The following is a 20,617-nucleotide window of genomic DNA, read 5'->3' on the forward strand; positions in this document are numbered from 1 at the left end:
GCCCGGCCAAAGGGCCGCCGGGCAGGGATCAGTAGGACTTGATGCTTTCCCAGCGCTTCAGCCGGTCCTCATGCGAGGCGGTCCACTCTGCAACCGCCTGATCCATGGTCTGGCCATCGTTCACCGCCGCATTTATCCGGGCGATCTCTTCGATGGGGATGTAAACGCTACCGATGATCTCGCGCGCTTCGGGATTGGCTTCGGCAAAACCCTTTTGCGCGATCCAGTAATAGGATTGCGGCGGCGCGAAAATGCCTTTGGGATCGGCAAGGAACCTGGTGTCGAACTTCAGCGCCATCCAGGTCGGTTCCCACAGGGTGACGGCGATCCACTCCTTGCGGTCCACCGCCGATTTCAGGGCGGCGGTCATGCCCGCGGTGCTGCCCTCAACCAGTTGCAGTTTCAGCCCATAGGCGTCGATCGCATCGGATGCCTCACGCATCAGGCCCGCTCCCGGCTCGATCCCGATGAGGCGGCCGCCGAACTTGTCGGCGTTCTCATTCAGCTCTTCGACGGAATCGATGGTGACGTATTTCGGCACCGCGATGCCCTGATAAAGCCCGTGCGAAACCGGAGACAGTTTCTCAAGCCGGTTCTTGTTGCGGTTCCAGTAGTCATGGGCGACATAGTCGATCTGCGAGGCCATGATCTGTACGTCGCCCTTGGTCAGCGCCGCATAGGCGATGCCCCACTCGGAAAACTCGGTCACCTTGACGGTGTAACCTTTGTCCTCAAGCACCTTTTTGGTGATGCCGGTGATCGGGGTCAGGTCCTCCCATGACAGGGTCCCCATGCGAATCACCTTTTCCTGAGCGATGACTTCGGACGCCAGCCCCAGAGCCAGCGCGCCGGCAAGGACTGCTTTGAATAACCTGCGCATTTTCGTTCCTCCACTGATTGGATCGTTGTCGGTCCAGGTCGCGGACATGAGGCGTCCCTTGCCACGACGCACGACGCAGCAGTCTTTGCCCGGACTCATGTGTTTCGAGACGGGTTGCGATTTCCGGTGGGTTCAGAAGTGGCCTTACGTCAGGACGCCCCCATCCTGAATAAACTCATTTATCCATTCGCACCGGCACTTGAGCAAACGAGATTTTGCTTTGGTCGGGCATTAGAAAATCTACGGCGGGCCGCCAGCGGCATCAGCCTGCCTGTTCCTTCAGCACGGTCAGCACATGTTCCACAAACCCCGCCACATCCGGCCGCTTCAGAGATTTCTTTTTGCAATTCAGAAAGTTGCCGCGACCCGCCGTGATCGGCGCAGGGTGGGCGAATGTCAGCCGCCCCTCATCGATCAGCGCCCGGACCATATGATGCCAGCCCAGCATCACCCCCTCGCCCCGCAGCGTGGCGTTCATCAGCAGACTGACCTTGTTCGTCGACAGGCTGGAAGGGGCCTTGGCCCATTCAGCGCCCTGCGCGCGGAACCATTCTGCCCAGCCAAGCGGCTGCCAGCCGATGGCATCCGCACTCCAATGTCGGTCATGCAGATGCAACAGGTTGACGCGGTTCAGTGCATCGGGGTCCTCAAATGGTCCGTGTTCGGCCAGAAATGCCGGGGTACAGACCGGCTGGGGAATTTCCTGAAAAAGGAAATGCAGCTCTTCGCCGACCTCGCAACGCTCGTTGCCGCATAAGAACGAGATATCCACCTCAGAGTAATTGCGCAGCGTGTCATCGGAATCCGAGGCCAGCACCACAAATCCGATCTCGGGGTGGCGGGCGCGGAAACTGTCGATCAGCGGCTGCAACCAGAACAAGGCCATGGCGTCGGTGGCCGAAATGGTCACCGTTCGCGGTCCCTCATCGCCGGTCAGAACCGAAACTGCGGCGCTGATCGTATCAAGTCCGGCTGTAACTGCCGCATAAAGGCTGGCGCCTTCGGGCGTCAGTTCCAACGCATTGTGCCTGCGGATGAACAGCGCAGTATCAAGCGCCCGCTCAAGCAGCCGGATTTGCTGGCTGACCGCGCCTTGGGTCACGTTCAGCTCGCGCGCAGCAAGGGTAAAGCTCAGATGCTTGGCCGCCACCTCGAACGTGGCGAATGAGCCAAGCGAAGGCAGGTAGCGGCGCTTGATCGGCGGCATGGCAGCGACATGTCCAGTTGAACGGGACGTCATTCTAGCCGCGCGCGCCATTCTTTCCAGCGCATATAAGCGTTCGCGCCGACCGTGTCTAAAGGATGGGGCGGCAGCCTGTCCGGCTGGGCCTCGGCGGTGAAAAAGCGGGTCACGGCGCTTGTCAGGCCGCATAGCATTTCGGCCGCGCCGATCCCGGTCAGGGTACTGCGCGTGGTGCCCAGCCCGTTATCCACACAGGCCGCGTACAGCCCCGGCTCAAGCTCACGCATGACCGAAACGCCATTTCGGGACAGGCACAGATGGCCCGACCAGCAATATTCAAAGCGCACACCCCTTAGCATCGGGAAACGCGCCTCGAATTTCTGCCGCATATGGCGGACAAGGCGGGCAAGGTCGCGGGTGCTGGTCTGCATCCGGGGCCGGTAATAGCCACCTTGCCGGATAACGATACGATGGCCGCCCTGTGCCGGACCAATGCGCCGCACTGTCGTCCCCATAGGATCCGAGGGCGTCGCCCCCCAGCATTCATGTCCGCCAAGCGCGCGCAGATGATCCGCCGACAGCTCTTCGGTCATGCAGGCGTTCAGCATGATGTGCATCAGCCGTCCGCGCTGAAAGCCAAAGCTTTCCAGATGGCCGTTATTCGCCATGATCACCCGCTCGGCGCGGACCTCGCCCCGTGCGGTCAGCAGCCGCCAGCCCTGTGCCCCATTCTCGATGCAAAGAACCGGCGATTGCTCAAAAATGCGAATGCCCGTACGTTCAAGCCCCAGGGCAAACCCGCGTACATAACCTGCCGGCTGGATCATCGCAGCGCCGGGGGTGTAAAGCCCGCCGTGATAATAATCGGTGCCCGTGATTTCGCGCATGGCGCTGGCGTCCAGCATCTCATGCGCCTCGCCCAGATCGCGCAGGTGGCGGGCGTAGCTTTCATTCGCAGCCATCCCCACCGCCGAGGCAGCGGCGTTGATCTTGCCGCTGCGCTGAAACCAGCCCTCAGGGATGGCGTATTCCGCCACCGCCTGCGCGGCAAAGTCGATCGCATGCCGGTTCAGCTGGGTTAATTGCCGATCCCGGCTTTCACCCGAGCCCGCATAATCTGACGAGGTCAGCTCATGCGGCAGGTCGATCATAAAGCCCGAGTTGCGCCCGGTTCCCCCTTCCGCGATCCGCGCCGCCTCAAGGATTACCACGTCCAGTCCCGGATCAATCTGATGCAGGCGGCGGGCGGCGGATAGCCCCGCGAACCCACCGCCGACAATGGCGATATCGCAGCCAGTCACCCCCTCAAGCCGTGCACGCGGCGCGGCCCGAGACAGGATGGCATTCCACCCGGCCGGACCGTTAAAGACCGGGGTGCGAAGGGCCTCGTGCCTTGCCATCCTAGTCAAGGGCCGTATCGGCGTGATCGGTCAGGTCCAGCCAGATCGTCTTAAGCTGGGTGTACTGGTCATGGGCGTGGATCGAGTTGTCACGTCCACCAAAACCCGACTGCTTGTAGCCGCCAAAGGGGGTCGCGATGTCGCCCTCGCCAAAGCTGTTCACCGTCACGGTACCCGCGCGCAGCATCCGCGCCCCACGCAGCACCCGCTTGCCATTGGCAGTAAAGATCGAGGCGGCGAGCCCGTAATCCGTGTCGTTCGCGACGGCTATGGCTTCCTCAAAACTGTCCACGGTTATAACCGTCAGGATCGGGCCAAAGATCTCTTCTGCCGCCAGTCTGGAATCACGCGGAGCCTCGACGATGGTCGGTTCGATGAAGCCATCAGCCACGATCTTGCCGCCCATCAGAATGGTTTCCTGCCCGGCTGCCTCCAGATAGGCGCTGACCTTGCCAAAATGCGCCGGGCTGACCAGCGCACCCACCCGTACCTGCGGATCAAGGGGATCGCCCACGATCCATTCACGGGCATGGGCGCGCACCCGCTCAAGCAGCCGGTCACGGATGCCGCGCTGAACGATCAGACGCGAGGCGGCCGAGCAGTTCTGGCCCATGTTCCAGAAAGCCCCGTTGACGACATGGGCAGCAACCGCATCCAGATCTTCGGCATCATCCAGCACGATACAGGGGTTCTTGCCACCCAGCTCAAGCACCACCTCTTTCAGGTTGCTATCGGCCGAATAGTGCAGGAACCGCCGCCCGGTCACGGTCGAGCCGGTAAAGCTGACCATATCCACATCCGGGTGGCGGCCCAACGGCTCGCCCACATCGGCACCACTGCCGGTCACAACGTTCAGCACGCCACGCGGCAACCCGGCCTCGACCGCCAGTTCCGCAACACGCAGCGCGGTCAGCGTGGTCTCGGCAGCAGGTTTGACCACGACCGAACAACCGGCAGCCAGCGCCGGGCCGATCTTCCACGCCAGCATCAGCAGCGGAAAGTTCCAGGGCAGAACCAATCCGACCACACCCACCGGCTCACGCACGATCATGGCGATATGATCGTCAGAAGCCGGCGCGACCTGATCATAAATCTTATCGATCAGCTCGGCATGCCAGCGGATGACATGGATCGTTTCGGGCACGTCCACCGTTTCGCAGTCATAGATTGTCTTGCCGCTGTCGATGCTTTCCATCACCGCCAGTTCGCACGCGTTACGCCCGATCAGGCGGGCAAGACGCAGCAGAATCTCTTTGCGCGCGCCGGGATGCAGGCGTGACCAGCGGCCATCCTCGAAAGCCTCGCGGGCCTTTTGCACCGCCAGATCAACATCCTCGGCACCACAGGCGGCAACCTCGGTCAAGGTCTCGCCGGTCGCGGGGTTCACGGTGGCAAAGGTCCGGCCCGAGATGGCCGGCCGGAAAGTGCCGTCGATAAAGGCGTTCTGCGGCAGGCTCAGCGCCCCGGCGATAGCCTTATATTCCTGATTGGTCAGCAGACCGGTCATCTCAGTTTCCCTCCGTGATCGCCTTGACGGCGGTTTTCAGTGAGCGGATCACCTGTTCCAGAGCGCGCTTTTCATCCTTGTTCAGCCCCTTCAGCGGCGGGCGCATCGTGCCAGCACGCAGGCCGGTCGTCTCGACCCCATGTTTGACGCATTGGATGAACTTGCCGCCCTGTTCGAGCACGCGCATGAGCGGCAGCATCGCCGACATGATCTGGCGGCCACGGGTGAAATCCCCCCGGACGACGCATGCTTCGTACAGCGCGACATGCTCTTCGGGCAGGAAGTTCGAGCCGGCGCAGATCCAGCTGCGCGCACCCCATGCAAAGAATTCCAGCGCCTGATCATCCATGCCGCAGGACAGCTGGATATGCGGATAATCGCGCGCCAGCAGATGCAGCCGGTTGATATCGCCAGAACTTTCCTTGATGCCAATGACGTTGCGCGAACGCCCGACACGATCAAGAAACTCGCGTCCCATCTCGACGCCCATGCGGCCGGGATAGTTGTAAAGCACGATCGGCAGATCCGCCGCCCGGTCAATGGCAAGCGCATTCAGCGCATTCTCACGCTCGGTCGGGACCGAATAAGGCGGCGTGCCCAGCAGCAGCCCGTCCGCCCCCATCTGACGCGCGCCCTGCGCCAGCGCAATCGAGTCGGGCGTGCGCATGGCACCGGTGCCGACAAGGACCGGCAGGCGACCCGCCGCGCGCTCAAGGATAAAGCGCGCAAGATCCAGTCGCTCTTCGACGGTCTCGGCATAGTTCTCGCCGGTAGAGCCGCCCGAGATCAGGCCGTGTACCCCCGCCGCAACCAGCCGCTCGACCAGATCAGCCAGCGCGTCATAGTCGATCGAGCCATCGGCGTGAAACGGGGTGATCAGCGGCGTGTAGATACCTTCCAGCACCATCCGGGGCGTCATGTCGCGGCCTCCATTTTTCCTGTAGGATGGCTGCTTGATAAGGCCCCGCCGGACAGCACGGCAAAGGAGAATATTCAGGCCCCTGGCATTAGAAAAAATAGGGCCAGCAGGCGCCCGGCCATGGCGTTGCAGGGGCGACATGTTGATGAAACACCCCCTCTGCTGCTAATAATCATGGCTGCAATGACAACAAAACTCTGCAGGCAGCAGAAGGGGCAGTACATGAAATTTCCGCGCAGGACATTGCGGCTTGGCGTCGCCGTGGCCTCGGCGCTGCTCGTATTGAGCGGCTGTTCGGGGTTCCGTCGCCACAGCGAACTGGAGTGCATGGAGCGCGCCATGTATTTCGAATCCAACCGCTCAAGCCGGGACGGCATGATCGCGGTTGGCAGCGTGGTGATGAACCGGGTGCGGTCGGACAAATTCCCGAACTCGGTCTGCGGCGTCGTCGGGCAAAAGGGTCAGTTCGCCCGTGGCATCATGACCCGCAAGATGAACCCACGAGAGATGCCCAAGATCAAAGAGGCCGCCCGCTCGGTCATGCGCGGCGAACGCCATCCGCTGATCGGGGACGCCACGTTCTTTCACACGGCCGGGCACCGCTTTTCCTATGACAACATGCATTACGTGCTGGTGACAGGGGGCAACGCCTTTTACGAAAAGCGCAAAAGTGCCTTTGTAACCCGTCCCGTACCCCCGCCGCCGATCGAAGGTATCACCGGCCGGTAAAAAATAAAGAACCGGCCCCGGTCCAATGCCGGGGCCGGTCAGGTGCCGCCCCGGCGAACCGGGACAGCTGGCGGGGACTTCAACGCGAGCGCTCTTTGAGGCCACCGGTATGCGGGTCGATTTCCTCGAAATGGCCGTGAACCTCGATATCGTCCAGCAGCCCCTTCCACAGCGAGGCGCATAGCCCGACCATCACGACAAGGAAGGGCGCAGCGGCAATGATCGAGGCGGTTTGCAACCCGTCAAGCCCGCCCATCACCAGCAGAACCGAGGCCGAGGCGCCCGCAAGCACGCCCCACAGCACGACGATGCCGGCGCGCGGATGGGTGGTGCCGTAACTGGACAGCATCCCCATCACGACCGAGGCCGCATCCGCCCCCGAGACGAAAAAGATCGCGACCAGGAACATCGCCACGACCGAGGTAAGCCCGGCCATCGGATATTGCTCCAGCATCGCAAACAGCGACACGGCCTCGCCCTTTTCGGCAATCGCCCCGACCAGCCCGCCGGGGCCGCTGATCTCAGAGAACAGCGCGCTGCCCCCCATGACGGTGAACCAGACAAAGGTCACCGCACTGGGGATCAACAGAACGCCTACGACGAATTCACGGATCGTGCGCCCACGCGAAATGCGGGCAATGAACACGCCGACAAAGGGGGCCCATGAAATCCACCATGCCCAGTAAAAGATCGTCCAGCTTGCCAGCCATTTGCTGTCGCTAAAGGCCGAGGTGCGGAACGACATCGAGATCAGATCGCTGAAATAATAGCCCAGCGACTCGATCAGCGTGTCGAGGATAAAGACCGTCGGACCCAGCAGCGCCAGAAACAGCAACAGCACCACGGCGATGACCATGTTCATGTTGCTGAGAAACTGGATGCCCTTGCCGACGCCCGAGACGGCCGAGAGGATGAACAGCACCGACAGCACCGCGATGATCGCCAGTGCGATGGCCGGGGATTCTCCGGTCTGCCACAGATAATTCATGCCGCTGTTGATCTGCTGCGCGCCAAGCCCCAGCGAGGTGGCGGTACCAAACAGCGTGGCGATGATCGCCAGCACGTCGATCATGCGCCCGACCGGCCCATGGATGCGGTCACCAAGCAGCGGGTGAAAGACGCTCGACACCAGCGTGGGCAGGTCGCGGCGATAGCTGAAATAGGCCATGGCAAGGCCCGCCATCGCATAGATTGCCCAAGGGTGCAGCGCCCAATGGAAATAGGCATATTGCATGGCGACCAGAGCCGCCTCTTTGGTCTGTGGCGCGGCAAGGCCATGGGGCGGGTTGGCGTAATGGCTGATCGGCTCGGCCACGCCCCAGAACATCAGCCCGATGCCCATGCCGACGCTGAACATCATGCAAACCCATGAACGCGTCGAGAATTCGGGCTGTTCGTCATCATGGCCAAGCTTGATGCGGCCAAAGCGGCTGAAGGCCAGAAACAGCGAGAAGGCCAGAAAGAAGGCCGTCGAGATAACAAAGCTCCACCCAAAGACCCGGATGATCCAGTTCAGGGTGGCCCTGGCGACCACGGCCAGGCTGTCGGGGCCTAGAACGCCCCACATCACAAAGCCTCCTGCGACCGCAATGGCCGGCCAGAAGACGCCAATGTTAATTCCCCTTTCGGGTTTCGTCTGCATTTACGATCTCCTCCGCAGTCTCCTCCAAGACTCGTTAAGGCGTCCGGCGCTGGGGATGCGCCGGGGCCGTCAGGCTCTCGCACAAAATGGAGGTCCGCATGACCCGGTCGTTGACAAGGCGGCACGCGTTTCACGCAGCCAGATCATGGCTTTGTTCCGATACGGCTTTTGCTCTGTGGCAGCGAACAATTCGTTGGCTTGGGCGAGTATCCTACGCTGGGTAAGATGTGACATGAGGCCCGCCGCAAAGAGCACTCAACCGACATGTTGAGAGGCAAAAACGTCCAGATCGCGACAATTGCATTTAAGCTTGGTCAACAAAAAACCACCCTCGAAGCCTTTGGCATTGCTGATTTTCCGCCCCAAGAGCAGGCCCGGCGGGGGCTGCAACAGAGGCGGCCGGGCGATTCTGCCTGAGGTTGATGCGGCATTGCAGGGTCTGACCCTGCTGGCGCTTCATCTCATAAAAAAACGCCTGCCCCGCAAGGGGGGCAGGCGTAAGGATACAAAAGGGACGTCAGACTCTTTCCAGCGCGATGGCGATGCCCTGACCCACACCGATGCACATGGTCGAAAGCGAGCGTTTGCCACCGTTCAGCGCTAGCTCAAGCGCAGCGGTGCCGGTGATCCGCGCACCCGACATGCCCAGCGGGTGACCCAAGGCAATGGCGCCGCCATTGGGGTTCACGCGCGGGTCATCCCCGGCGATGCCAAGCTCGCGCAGCGTGGCGATGCCCTGGGCGGCAAACGCTTCGTTCAGTTCGATGACGTCGAAATCGGCAGGGGTCAGGCCCAGCCGCTGCATCAGCTTGCGGCTTGCCGGGACCGGGCCGATGCCCATGATCCGGGGCGGGACGCCCGCCGTTGCCCCACCCATCACCCGGGCGATGGGCGTCAGGCCATGGGCCTTGACCGCCGCCTCAGATGCCAGGATCAGGGCGGCCGCCCCATCGTTCACGCCCGAGGCATTGCCTGCCGTGACCGAACCATTGGGAAACAGCGGGCGCAGCTTGGCCAGCGCCTCGGCCGTGGTGGCACGGGGGTGTTCGTCGGTATCGACGACCACAGGCTCGCCCCGGCGCTGAGGGATCGTAACAGCAGCAATCTCGCGCGCCAGACGGCCATTGGCGATGGCAGCCGCCGCCTTTTGCTGCGAGCCCAGCGCCATGGCGTCCTGCGCCTCGCGGCTGATGCCGAATTCATCGGCGACGTTCTGGCCGGTCTGAGGCATGGAATCGGTACCGTAAGCCACATCCATCTCCGGGTTCACGAAGCGCCAGCCGATGGTGGTATCGTGAATCTCGGCATGGCGGGAAAAGGCGCTTTCGGCCTTGGGCAGCACAAAGGGCGCGCGCGACATGGACTCGACCCCGCCCGCGATCATCAGGCTGGCCTCTCCTGCCGCGATCTGGCGCGCAGCGACCAGCACCGCGTCCATGCCCGAACCGCAAAGCCGGTTGATGGTGGTGCCTGGCACCTCGATGGGCAGACCAGCAAGCAGCGCTGACATACGCGCGACGTTGCGGTTATCCTCGCCCGCCTGATTGGCGCAGCCATAGATCACGTCATCCACCGTCTGCCAGTCCACATTGGCGTTCCGCTGGATCAATGCGCGCAGGGGAACCGCGCCAAGATCGTCCGCACGCACCGAGGACAAAGCCCCGCCGAAACGGCCGATCGGCGTGCGGATATAGTCGCAGATAAAAACAGCATTCATATTCAAAGCTCCGGTACGATCAGATCGGCGATTTCGCCATCTACATGCAAGCGCGCGCCGGTCACAGCCTGCAATTCGTCCAGCGAGATCGCAGGCAGCTTTTCACGCAGCACGAAATGGTCATTTTCGATATCAACCACAGCAAGCGAGGTATAGACGCGCGTCACGCAGCGAACCCCGGTCAGCGGCAGGGTGCAGCTTTCGACAAGTTTTGGCATGCCATCCTTGGTGACGTGATCGGTCAGGACGGCGACACGTTTCGCGCCATGGACCAGATCCATCGCGCCGCCAACAGCCGGCACGCCACGCGGTCCGGTGGACCAGTTCGCCAGATCACCGTTCTGCGCCACCTGATAGGCGCCAAGGATCGCGACATCCAGATGCCCGCCCCGCACCATGGCGAAACTGTCGGCATGGTGGAAAAACGCCGCCCCGGGATTAAGGGTGATGGCCTTTTTACCAGCATTGATCAGGTCCCAATCCTCTTGTCCGGCGGGCGGGGCCTCGCCAAAGCCAAGGACGCCGTTTTCGGTATGGAACACCGCCTGACGGCCGGGGGGCTGGAACCTGGCCACCATCTCGGGAAAGCCGATGCCCAGGTTCACATAGGCACCGTCAGCGATGTCCTGCGCCGCGCGCCAGGCGATCTGGGCGTTGGAAAGCCTGGTCGTCATGCCTCCACCTCGGGATAGACCGCATTGGCGCGGTTCAGCGCCTCTTCCTGCGCGGGGTTTGCGACTTCGACGACGCCATCGACAAATATGCCCGGCGTCACCACATGTTCAGGATCAATGCCGCCCGGCGCGACCACCTGTGTCACCTGCACGATGGTTCGTGCCGCCGCCATCGCCATCAGGGGCGAGAAATTGCGTGCCGCCATGCGATAGGTCAGGTTGCCGTGATGGTCGCCAAGTTCGGCCTTGATCAACGCCACATTGGCCTTGAGCCAGCGTTCCTGGACATAATGCCTGCCCTCGAACTCTGCGACCGGCTTGCCCTGCGCCAGATCGGTGCCATAGGCGGTCAGAGTGTAAAAAGCCGGAATACCCGCGCCACCGGCCCGGATCCGTTCGGCCAGCGTGCCCTGCGGGACGAGTTCCAGCCCGATCTCTCCGGCAAGGTATTTCTCGGTAAAGACACGCGGATCAGCCGAGCGCGGGAAAGAACAGACCATCTTGCGCACCATTCCCTGCTTGATCAGCGCAGCAATACCGACATGGCCGTTGCCAGAGTTGTTGTTGATGACCGTCAGGTCACGGGGGCTGCCGGTCGCCAGACAGCGGTCAATCAGCGCATGGATCAGCTCGATCGGCGCGCCCGAGCCGCCGAAACCGCCGATCATCACTGTTGCGCCGTCCGGGATGTCGGCAACCGCCTCGGCCAGACTGGGGATGCGTTTGTCCATGTGTCCTCTTCTGCAGGTACGGACAGGTTGTTGCCCATAGAGCCACCGGCGGGCCAGAGATTCCGTGCGGATGTTGACATTTGTTCAAATTGTGGAAAATCCTGTGCGCATGGTGAACAAAACTGACTTTATCGCCTCGCTTGCCAAGGGGCTGAAGGTGATCGAAGCCTTTCGGGCCGAGCAACCGCGCCTTTCAATCACCGAGGTCGCCGAGGCGACCGGCCTTGACCGTGCGACCGCGCGGCGCTGTCTTTTGACCCTGCACGAGCTTGGCTACGCCGATTACGACGGCAAATTCTTTACCCTGACCCCGCGTGTCCTGCGTCTTGGCATGGGAGCAATGGCGGCAATTCCACTGGCGCAACTGGTGCAGCCCTGGCTTGACCAATTGTCCGAACAGATCGGCCAAAGCACCTCGGTCTCGATCCTCGACGATACCGAGATCGTCTATCTTGCCCGTGCAGCACAGCGACGGGTCATGTCGATCGGGCTGATGCCGGGCTCGCGCCTGCCGGCGCATTGCACCTCAATGGGGCGGGTGCTGTTGGCCGCCCTGCCCGAGCCCGAGGCCCGCGCCATTATCGAACGTTCTGACCTGACCCCGCGCACACCCTTTAGCCTGACCGCGCCGGCTGAGATTATGGCCCGTCTTGGTCAGGTCCGGGCCGAGGGCCATTCGCTTAACGATCAGGAGGTCGAGCTGGGGCTGCGCTCGCTTGCCGTGCCGCTGTACAATATTCATGGCCGGGTGGTCGCGGCACTGAACACCGGCGTGGCTGCGGTCCATGCCTCGGCGCAGGAAATGGCCGCGCTGTACCTGCCGCCCCTGCTGAAGGTGCAAGAGGGGCTGCGCCGCGTCCTGCGCTGACCGATTATTCCACATCATGGAATGATAAGCGCGCGGAACCTTGCTTTTACAAATCCGGGTGCAGAATTTCCCTTGCGTTCCGGCAAGAATCGTTCAGAAATCTGCATCAGACAAGGCGGCTACCGCGTCCATATGGTGGATCGGTGTCAGGGGAGGGGAGGCCCCCGCCGCCATGGGAGGGACAAGATGCAACTGACCGACACCCAGCCCGAGGGAGAGTTGGCCCTAGGCGGTATCGAGGCGCTGGCCGAGCCAAAGCGCGCCGAGCGTTGGATGCGCCCGGTTGAAATCATCGCTGCCGGCCTTTTGGTGGTGATGATGGTCACCGTGCTGGCCAATGTCTTTTTTCGCTATGTGCTGACAAAGCCGCTGATCTGGGGGGATGAGGTCGCCTCGATCAGTTTCATCTGGATGGCGATGCTGGGCGCGGCTCTGGCGGTGGACCGGCACGAGCATATGCGGCTGACCGTATTCCTGCCGCTGCTGCCCGGACGGGTGGCACGCGTGGCCGAGATCGTGGGGCAGGTTCTGGTCTGCATCCTGCTGCTGCGGCTTTTGCCGGTAGCGGTGGAATATGCCTATGAGGAAAGCTTTGTCCGCTCTCCCGCGCTGGGGCTGCCGATGTCATGGCGCGCCTCGGCCCTGCCTGCCGGGATCGGGCTGATGACATTTCTGTCGCTGCTTGCGGTGCTGCGCACCCGTGAATGGCGGATAATCGGGGCCACGCTGATCGTAACGGCGGCGGCAGTCGCGGTGCTGTGGTATGCACGCCCTGCCCTTTTGTCGCTGGGCAACTGGAACCTGCCGATCTGGCTGGGGCTGCTGGTCGCGGTGCTGCTGTGCATAGGGGTGCCCATTGCGTTCTGCTTTGCGCTGGGAACGCTTGCCTATCTAACATTTGCCAGCCACGCGCCGATCTTTGTGATGATGGGCCGCATCGACGAAGGCATGTCCTCGCTGATCCTGCTGTCGGTCCCGGTCTTTGTTCTGTTGGGCTGCATTCTTGATGCAACCGGCATGGGCAAGGCCATCGTGAACTTTCTTGCCTCGCTGCTTGGCCATGTGAAGGCGGGGATGAGCTATGTGCTGCTCGGCTCGATGTTTCTTGTATCGGGGATCTCGGGTTCAAAGGTCTCGGACATGGCGACGGTTGCCCCGGCGCTGTTTCCCGAAATGCGCCGCCGCGGCCATTCCGCGCCCGAGATGACGGCGCTGCTGGCGACTGGCGCAGCCATGGCCGACACGGTCCCGCCTTCGATCGTGCTGATCGTGCTTGGCTCGGTCGCGGGGGTGTCGATTGCGGGGCTGTTCACCTCGGGCTTTGTCATCGCCATGGTGCTGCTGGTGGTGCTTGCCGTGCTTGCGCGCTGGAAAGCCCGGGGCGAGGATATGTCGGGCGTCAAACGCGCAACCCCGGTGCTGATCGGCAGGGCGCTGCTGATTGCTGCCCCGGCTTTGGTCCTGCCCTTCATGATCCGCAGTCTTGTTGCCAGCGGCGTTGCGACAGCGACCGAGGTATCGGCCATCGCAGTCGTCTATGCCTTTATCATCGGGGTCGTGCTTTACGGCGGCATCCCGCTGCGCCGCGTGGGCGCGATGCTGGTCGAGACTGCCGCCATGTCGGGTGCAATCCTGCTGATCCTTGGTGCAGCCTCGGCCATGGCCTGGGCGCTGACACAATCGGGCTTTGCCCGCGACCTGATGACCGTGGTTACCGGTCTGCCGGGCGGCTGGGTCGTGTTCATGCTGGCCTCGATCGCGATCTTTCTGATCCTTGGCTGCGTGCTGGAAGGGCTGCCGGCCATCGTGCTGCTGGCGCCGATCATGTTCCCCATCGCCCGAGGGCTTGGCATTCACGACATCCATTACGCCATGGTCATCGTCACGGCCATGAACATCGGCCTGATGGCACCGCCCATCGGCATCGGCTTCTACATCGCCTGCAAGATCGCCAATGTGCCCGCCGATCAGGTCATGCGCCGGATCTGGCCCTATCTTGCGGCGCTGATGATCGGCCTTCTGGCCATCGCTGCCGTGCCCTGGTTCTCGACCGCATTGCTATGATCCAAACAACCTCGGGGAGGAGGAAACCATGAAAATCAACCGTCGCAGCGTCCTGATGGGGGCCGCCGCCGGGGCGCTGGCCGCGCCCTTTATCCGCACCGGCGCAGCCCGCGCCGCCGAATTCAGCTACAAGATCGCCAATAACCAACCGCTAGAACACCCAAGCAACGTCCGGCTGATCGAGGCGGTCAAGGCGATCCTTGAGGAAACCTCGGGCGCTGTGGACATCCAGATCTTTCCGTCCAACCAGCTTGGCGCCGATACCGATGTGCTGGGTCAGCTGCGCTCGGGCGGGGTTGAGTTCTTCCAGCTGTCGCCGATCATCCTTTCGACGCTGGTGCCGAACGCCTCGATCAACGGTGTGGGCTTTGCCTTCCCGGATTACGACACGGTCTGGAAGGCGATGGACGGCGAGCTGGGTGCCTATGAGCGCGGACAGATCGAGGCCGCGGGCCTTGTCGTGATGGACAAGATCTGGGACAACGGCTTCCGCCAGACCACCTCCTCGACCAAGCCGATCACCTCGCCCGAGGATCTTCAGGGCTTCAAGATCCGCGTGCCGGTCAGCCCGCTGTGGACCTCGCTCTTTTCGGCCTTTGGGGCGGCTCCGGCCTCGATCAACTTTGCCGAGGTCTATACCGCACTGCAAACCGGCATCGTCGATGGTCAGGAAAACCCGCTGGCGATCATGAAGGTCGCCAAGCTGTGGGAGGTGCAGAAATACCTGTCCATGACCAACCATATGTGGGACGGGTTCTGGCTGCTTGGCAACCGCCGTGCCTGGGCCGCCCTGCCCGAGGAAGCCCAACAGATCGTCGCCAAGAACTTCAACGCCGCCGCCGAACGGCAACGCGCCGACGTGATGGAGCTGAACGCCTCACTGCGTGGCGAGCTTGAGGGACAGGGCTTTGTCTTTAACGACGTCGATCCCAAACCGTTTGAGGACAAGCTGCGCGAGGCGGGCTTCTATACCGAATGGAAAAAGACCTACGGCGACGAGGCGTGGGAGATCCTTGAGACCGCCATCGGCCGCAAGCTCGCCTGACATGACCGGACAGCCCGCCCCATCCCCCGCACCCCCTGCGCCTGAGCCCGCCGGCGGCGGCGCGCAGGCGGTGGCGCGGGCGCTGTCGCTGCTGTCGCTGGTCGGCAGGGGTGGCAGCGCGGGATCGGGGCTGGCTCAGCTTGCCGCTGCAACCGGGCTTGCGCGACCGACAGCACGGCGGCTGCTGCTGGCGCTGACCGAGGCGCGCATGGTCGAGCAGGACCGCCACACCCGCCGCTATCATCTTGGTCCCGAAGCGTATCTGCTGGCCTCATTCGCGGCCGAGCGGCACGGCATCCTGCATCACGCGCGCGACTCCATGCTGCGGCTGGCGCGCGACACTGGCGATACGGTGCTGCTGACCGTGCCACAGGGCGACCACACGCTTTGCCTTGAGCGGATCGAGGGCGACTTCCCGGTCCGGACCCATGCTCTGATGCGCGGCGACCGCAAACCAGCGGGCGTCGGCGCAGGGGCGCTGGCGATCCTTGCCGCCCTGCCGGTGGCCGAGGCGGATGCGCTGCTACAGCGGACGGCCCCGCTGACCGAGGCGATGGCCCCCGGCCTTGCCCCGGCACTTATCGAGGATCTGGCGCGCGCGCGGGCCAGCGGCCATGCGCTGAACCCCGGTCGGGTCGTGCCGGGATCGTGGGGCCTGGGCGTTGCAATCCTGTGGCCCGATGGCCGCCCGGCGGGTGCGCTGTCCATCGCTGCAATCGACAGCCGCATGGGCGAGGCCCGTCAGGCCGAACTGACAGCCATGCTGCACCACGAAGCGCGGCTGATCGAAACCCGTCTCGCCGCGCTTGAGACGCAACCCGAAAGGAACATCGCATGACGGATCCGCTGATCGTCGGCTGGGCGCATACGAAATTCGGCAAGGCCGAAGCGCCCGACACCATGGCCCTGATGGCCGAAGTTGCGCGCCCGGCGCTGGACCACGCCGGACTTGGCCCCGAGGCCGTCGATGGCATTTTCGTCGGGGTCTATAACAACGGCTTCTCGCGGCAGGATTTTCAGGGCGCTCTGGTCGCCATGGGTACCCCCGAACTGGCGGGCGTACCCTTTATGCGCACCGAAAGCGCCTGTGCCACCGGCTCGGCCGCGCTTTACTCGGCTGCGGATTTCATCGCCTCGGGGCGTGGCAAGGTCGCGCTGGTGATCGGCGCCGAAAAAATGAGCGCGACCCCCGGAGATCAGGTCGGCGACATCCTTTTGTCAGCAAGCTACGTCCCGGAAGAGGGCGACATCCCCGGCGGATTTGCAGGCGTTTTTGGCCGCATCACCGACACCTATTTCCAACGCCACGGCGACCGCTCGGAAGAGCTGGCGATGATCGCCGCAAAGAACCACGAAAACGGTATGCGCAACCCTTATGCGCATATGCAAAAGCCCTTTGACGTCGCTTTCTGCAACACTGTCTCGGACAAGAACCCGCGGGTGGCGGGACCGCTGCGGCGCACGGATTGTTCACTCGTCTCGGACGGGGCTGCGGCGCTGGTGCTGGCCGCGCCCGATGTGGCGGCCGATCTGCAACGCGCCATCCGCTTTCGCGCCCGGGCGCAGGCGGGCGATCTGCTGGCGCTGTCGCGGCGCGACCCCATCGCCTTTGACGGCCCGCGCCGGGCATGGGCAGCGGCGCTTGAACAAGCCGGGCTTGGTATCATGGATCTGGCGCTGGTCGAGACCCATGACTGTTTCACCACCGCCGAGATGATCGAATACGAGGCCATGGGCCTGGCCGAACCCGGTCAGGGCTGGCGCGTCATCCGCGACGGCGTGACCCGCTTTGACGGCGCGTTGCCGGTGAACCCCTCGGGCGGGCTCAAGTCGCGCGGCCATCCGATCGGCGCAACCGGCGTCTCGCAACATGTCATGGTCGCCATGCAGCTTTGCGGTGATGCTGGCGAAATGCAGGTGCCGGGCGCCACACTCGGCGGGGTATTCAACATGGGCGGCGCAGCAGTCGCCAGCTATTGCTCGATTCTGGAGCGGATGAAATGACCGAACCCATCGGCGGCCTGAACCCGGTCTCGACCCGGGTGATGAACCTTGCCACTTTTCTGACCCAGGCAGCACGGCGGGACCCTGACGGCGTCGCGCTGGTCATGGGCGATGCGCGCTGGAGCTGGCGCGAGTTCGAAGCCCGCGCCGACGCCCTTGCCCACGCGCTGCAAACCCGCTTTGGCCTGCAAAAAGGCGACCGGGTCATGTGCCAGTCGCAGAACTGCATGGAGATGATGCAGGCCATGTTCGCGGTCTGGCGCGCCGGTGGCGTCTGGGTGCCCGCAAACTTTCGCCAGACGCCCGAAGAGGTGGCCTATCTGACACAATCCTCGGGCGCGGCACTGATGTTCTGCAACGCGGGCTTTCCCGATCACGCCGCCGCCTGCGGGGTAACGACGCTGGTCTTTGGTCAGGCGGACTTTGGCCCCTCGGTGCAGGATATCACCGAGGCGCATCTGGGCCAGCGCCCCGAAGTCGCGGTGGTGGATCGCGACGACCCGTGCTGGTTCTTCTTTACCTCGGGAACGACGGGACGGCCCAAAGCCTCGGTCCTGACCCACGGGCAAATGGCCTTTGTCGTTACAAACCATCTTGCTGACCTGATGCCCGGGCTGACGGGCGACGATGCCTCACTGGTCGTCGCGCCGCTGTCCCATGGCGCGGGGGTCCATCAGCTGACGCAGGTGGCACGGGGGGTCAAGACCGTGCTTTTGCCGTCCGAACGTTTCGATGTCGCGCAGGTCTGGGATCTGGTGCGGGAATGGCGTGTCTCGACCATGTTTACGGTGCCGACGATCCTTAAACTGCTGGTCGAACATCCGGCGACAGCCGGGGCCGATACCTCATCGCTGCGCTATGTGATCTATGCTGGCGCGCCTATGTACCGGGTCGATCAGCAAAAAGCGCTGGACACGCTTGGCAAGGTGCTGGTGCAATATTACGGGCTGGGCGAATGTACCGGCGCAATCACCGTCCTGCCCGCCCATCTGCACGAAACCGGGGAAGGTCCAAACGTCCGCATCGGTACCTGTGGCCATGCCCGCACCGGGATCGAGATCCAGATACAGGACGATCAGGGCCGCGAACTGCCGCCCGGCCAGACCGGAGAGATTTGCGTGATCGGCCCCGCCGTCTTTGCCGGCTATTACCAGAACCCACAGGCCAATGCGAAATCCTTTCGCAACGGCTGGTTCCGCACCGGGGACCTTGGCCATATGGACGAGGCGGGCTTTGTCTATATCACCGGACGCGAATCCGACATGTTCATCTCGGGCGGCTCAAACGTTTACCCGCGCGAGATCGAGGAAAAGATCCTGACCCACCCCGCCATCTCTGAGGTCGCGGTGCTTGGCATCCCCGACCCGCTGTGGGGTGAGGTCGGCTGGGCGGTCTGCGTTGCCCACGCCCCGGTCAGCGAAGCAGAGCTGACCGAATATCTTGGGCCCAGGGTCTCGCGCTACAAACTTCCCAAACGCTTTCTGTTCTGGGACGCGCTGCCGAAATCGGCCTATGGCAAGATCACCAAAAAGATGATCCGCGAAGAGCTTGAGGCCCGCGGCCTGCTGGAGAAAGCACCGGCATGAACCCCGACACGCGGATGGTCCATCCCGGCCCGCGCGCCACAAGCCGCGCCGAGGTGCGGCGCGCCGTGTTGCGCCCTGTCAGGGGGCGGCTGCGCGCGGGTCAGACGGTCATGCAGGCGGTGGGCGATCTGTTCGCCTCTTGCGGCTGCAAGGGCGGGGTGTTGTCGCTTGCCGGGCTTTGCTGCGGGCCGATGCGTTATGTGCTGCCCGACCTGTCCACAGACGGGCTGCATGCGGCGTGGTATTCCGAGACGCACGCCCCGCCGGGCCGCTGGACAATCCACAGCGCCACCGCCACCGTCGGCTGGAAAGAGGGCGCGCCCTTTCTGCATTGCCACGGCATCTGGTCGGATGGGCGCGAAACGGCCATGGGGCACCTTTTGCCCTTTGACTCGGTCATTGCCGAGGACGTCACGGTCGAAGGGCTTGGCGCCCCCGGCACATGGTTCGAGGCCCTGCCTGACCCCGAGACCGCCTTTACCCTGTTCACGCCTGAGGGGGGCGAGGATGGCGCCGCCCTTTTCGCCCGCATCCGCCCGGGCGAGGACGTAGTCACCGCCATCGAAACCCTCGCCGCCAGGCATGGCATCAGCTCGGCAAGGCTGCATGCCGTCGGCAGTATCGACCACATCCGCTTTTCGGACGGGCAGCGTATGGACTGCCTTGCCACCGAACTGCGTTTTGACGACGCCCGGCTGATCCGGGGCACCGCGCATATCCCGATTGAGGTCGTGGATATCCACGGCCATATCGCCCGAGGCGTGCTGGAACGTGGCCCGAACCCTGTGGGCGTCACGCTGGAACTCATCATCGAACCGACAGAGGACCCATCATGAAAACCGCTATCGTCACCGGGGGTTGCCGGGGCATCGGCCTTGCCGCCACCGAGATCTTTCTTGAACAGGGCTGGCGCGTGGCCATGGTCGATCGTGACACCGAAGAGCTGCACCGGGTCGCGGATGGTATGGAAAACGTGCTGGCGGTCGAGGCCGATGTCTCGATTCCCAAGGATGTCGAGCGCATGGTGGCCGAGACAACCGCCGCATTCGGCCGCATTGATGCGCTGGTGAACAATGCCGGGGTCGCGCTGTTTTCGCGCGTCGGCCGCACCAGTTTCGAGGAATGGCGCGAGGTGATGTCGACAAACCTTGACGGCGTCTTTCTGTGCACCCAGGCGGCAGTGCCGGAACTGGCCAAGACGCGTGGGGCAATCGTCAATATCGCCTCGATCTCGGGCCTGCGCGCCTCGACCCTGCGGGTAGCATACGGCACCTCCAAGGCGGCGGTGATCCACCTGACCAAGCAATTCGCCGCCGAGCTGGGCGAACAGGGCATCCGCGTCAATTGTGTGGCGCCCGGCCCGGTCAAGACCAAGCTGGCTGCCGCCGTCCATGCGCCCGAAATCATCTCGGCCTATTACGACGCCATCCCGCTGAACCGCTATGGCGAGGCGCGTGAGATCGCAGAAGCCATCGTCTTTCTATGCTCGGACAAGGCGAGTTTCGTGTCAGGACAGACCCTGGCCGTCGATGGTGGCTTTGACGCAACCGGCGTCGGCCTGCCCGCGCTCAGGCGCGAGAACGAACCGGCCTGACCGCGGGCCGGTGCCGCATCCAACCCGCTGACCAATGCCGGGCCGTGTCACGACATCACGGCCCGCCCGAAAAT

General features: G+C 63.3%; 19 protein-coding genes. 10 read left to right on the forward strand and 9 right to left on the reverse strand.

Going from position 1 to position 20,617, the window contains the following annotated elements:
• Positions 1-28: 28 nt before the first annotated feature.
• The 5 genes from PARACOCCUSGL_RS0106870 to PARACOCCUSGL_RS0106890 form a co-directional block, all read right to left on the reverse strand.
• Positions 29-880, reverse strand: a complete 852-nt coding sequence (locus PARACOCCUSGL_RS0106870) for a glycine betaine ABC transporter substrate-binding protein (protein ID WP_010394576.1) — start codon at positions 878-880, stop codon at positions 29-31.
• Between the two features lie 262 nt (positions 881-1,142).
• On the reverse strand, positions 1,143-2,087 hold the full coding sequence (locus PARACOCCUSGL_RS0106875) for a LysR substrate-binding domain-containing protein (protein WP_010394578.1): 945 nt from the start codon (positions 2,085-2,087) through the stop codon (positions 1,143-1,145).
• 29 nt (positions 2,088-2,116) lie between these two features.
• Positions 2,117-3,463, reverse strand: coding sequence for an FAD-binding oxidoreductase (locus tag PARACOCCUSGL_RS0106880; RefSeq protein WP_010394580.1), 1,347 nt, complete (start codon positions 3,461-3,463; stop codon positions 2,117-2,119).
• Between the two features lies 1 nt (position 3,464).
• Positions 3,465-4,970: an aldehyde dehydrogenase gene (locus tag PARACOCCUSGL_RS0106885; RefSeq protein ID WP_010394582.1), complete on the reverse strand. Its 1,506-nt coding sequence runs from the start codon at positions 4,968-4,970 to the stop codon at positions 3,465-3,467.
• Between the two features lies 1 nt (position 4,971).
• The gene (locus PARACOCCUSGL_RS0106890) at positions 4,972-5,889 is read right to left on the reverse strand and encodes a dihydrodipicolinate synthase family protein (RefSeq protein ID WP_050804172.1); all 918 of its coding nucleotides are present in this window, start codon (positions 5,887-5,889) and stop codon (positions 4,972-4,974) included.
• A gap of 222 nt (positions 5,890-6,111) precedes the next feature.
• On the opposite strand from PARACOCCUSGL_RS0106890, the gene PARACOCCUSGL_RS0106895 reads away from it, so the two are divergent.
• Entirely contained in the window at positions 6,112-6,618 is a 507-nt protein-coding gene (locus PARACOCCUSGL_RS0106895; RefSeq protein WP_010394586.1) for a cell wall hydrolase, read from the forward strand.
• A 79-nt stretch (positions 6,619-6,697) separates the two neighbouring features.
• On the opposite strand, the gene PARACOCCUSGL_RS0106900 is transcribed toward PARACOCCUSGL_RS0106895, so the two are convergent.
• Complete coding sequence (locus PARACOCCUSGL_RS0106900; RefSeq protein ID WP_010394588.1) at positions 6,698-8,260, reverse strand: BCCT family transporter; 1,563 nt, start codon at positions 8,258-8,260, stop codon at positions 6,698-6,700.
• 264 nt (positions 8,261-8,524) lie between these two features.
• Between PARACOCCUSGL_RS0106900 and PARACOCCUSGL_RS21985 the strand changes: the two genes are divergently transcribed.
• Positions 8,525-8,677: a hypothetical protein gene (locus PARACOCCUSGL_RS21985; RefSeq protein WP_010394590.1), complete on the forward strand. Its 153-nt coding sequence runs from the start codon at positions 8,525-8,527 to the stop codon at positions 8,675-8,677.
• Between the two features lie 100 nt (positions 8,678-8,777).
• Here PARACOCCUSGL_RS21985 and pcaF read toward each other — a convergent pair whose 3' ends face one another.
• Genes pcaF through PARACOCCUSGL_RS0106920 form a run of 3 tightly spaced genes read right to left on the reverse strand, consistent with a single transcriptional unit; the run spans position 8,778 to position 11,382 of the window.
• Positions 8,778-9,977 (reverse strand): 3-oxoadipyl-CoA thiolase, encoded by a 1,200-nt coding sequence (pcaF, locus tag PARACOCCUSGL_RS0106910; protein ID WP_010394594.1) that lies wholly within the window; start codon positions 9,975-9,977, stop codon positions 8,778-8,780.
• A gap of 2 nt (positions 9,978-9,979) precedes the next feature.
• Positions 9,980-10,651, reverse strand: coding sequence for a 3-oxoacid CoA-transferase subunit B (locus tag PARACOCCUSGL_RS0106915; RefSeq protein WP_010394596.1), 672 nt, complete (start codon positions 10,649-10,651; stop codon positions 9,980-9,982).
• On the reverse strand, positions 10,648-11,382 hold the full coding sequence (locus PARACOCCUSGL_RS0106920; protein WP_010394599.1) for a 3-oxoacid CoA-transferase subunit A: 735 nt from the start codon (positions 11,380-11,382) through the stop codon (positions 10,648-10,650). The genes PARACOCCUSGL_RS0106915 and PARACOCCUSGL_RS0106920 overlap by 4 nt, the downstream gene beginning before the upstream one ends.
• 109 nt (positions 11,383-11,491) lie before the next feature.
• Here PARACOCCUSGL_RS0106920 and PARACOCCUSGL_RS0106925 point away from each other — a divergent pair, with 109 nt between their 5' ends.
• From PARACOCCUSGL_RS0106925 to PARACOCCUSGL_RS0106960, 8 genes are all read left to right on the forward strand, one after another.
• Entirely contained in the window at positions 11,492-12,250 is a 759-nt protein-coding gene (locus tag PARACOCCUSGL_RS0106925; RefSeq protein ID WP_029371704.1) for an IclR family transcriptional regulator C-terminal domain-containing protein, read from the forward strand.
• Between the two features lie 186 nt (positions 12,251-12,436).
• The gene (locus PARACOCCUSGL_RS0106930) at positions 12,437-14,314 is read left to right on the forward strand and encodes a TRAP transporter large permease subunit (RefSeq protein ID WP_010394603.1); all 1,878 of its coding nucleotides are present in this window, start codon (positions 12,437-12,439) and stop codon (positions 14,312-14,314) included.
• A gap of 28 nt (positions 14,315-14,342) precedes the next feature.
• Entirely contained in the window at positions 14,343-15,359 is a 1,017-nt protein-coding gene (locus PARACOCCUSGL_RS0106935; RefSeq protein ID WP_010394605.1) for a TRAP transporter substrate-binding protein, read from the forward strand.
• 1 nt (position 15,360) lies between these two features.
• Positions 15,361-16,197 (forward strand): IclR family transcriptional regulator, encoded by an 837-nt coding sequence (locus PARACOCCUSGL_RS0106940; RefSeq protein ID WP_010394607.1) that lies wholly within the window; start codon positions 15,361-15,363, stop codon positions 16,195-16,197.
• Positions 16,194-17,363 carry an acetyl-CoA acetyltransferase gene (locus PARACOCCUSGL_RS0106945; RefSeq protein ID WP_010394609.1) on the forward strand — a complete coding sequence of 390 codons (1,170 nt, stop codon included), beginning with the start codon at positions 16,194-16,196 and terminating at the stop codon, positions 17,361-17,363. Before PARACOCCUSGL_RS0106940 ends, PARACOCCUSGL_RS0106945 begins: the two co-directional genes overlap by 4 nt.
• Positions 17,360-18,949 carry an acyl-CoA synthetase gene (locus PARACOCCUSGL_RS0106950; protein ID WP_010394611.1) on the forward strand — a complete coding sequence of 530 codons (1,590 nt, stop codon included), beginning with the start codon at positions 17,360-17,362 and terminating at the stop codon, positions 18,947-18,949. The genes PARACOCCUSGL_RS0106945 and PARACOCCUSGL_RS0106950 overlap by 4 nt, the downstream gene beginning before the upstream one ends.
• Positions 18,946-19,785: a PCC domain-containing protein gene (locus tag PARACOCCUSGL_RS0106955; RefSeq protein WP_010394613.1), complete on the forward strand. Its 840-nt coding sequence runs from the start codon at positions 18,946-18,948 to the stop codon at positions 19,783-19,785. Before PARACOCCUSGL_RS0106950 ends, PARACOCCUSGL_RS0106955 begins: the two co-directional genes overlap by 4 nt.
• Positions 19,782-20,543 carry an SDR family NAD(P)-dependent oxidoreductase gene (locus PARACOCCUSGL_RS0106960; RefSeq protein WP_010394615.1) on the forward strand — a complete coding sequence of 254 codons (762 nt, stop codon included), beginning with the start codon at positions 19,782-19,784 and terminating at the stop codon, positions 20,541-20,543. The genes PARACOCCUSGL_RS0106955 and PARACOCCUSGL_RS0106960 overlap by 4 nt, the downstream gene beginning before the upstream one ends.
• Positions 20,544-20,617: the final 74 nt, after the last annotated feature.

Source organism: Paracoccus sp. TRP (assembly GCF_000185925.1).
In the GTDB taxonomy this organism is placed as follows: Bacteria; Pseudomonadota; Alphaproteobacteria; order Rhodobacterales; family Rhodobacteraceae; genus Paracoccus; species Paracoccus kondratievae.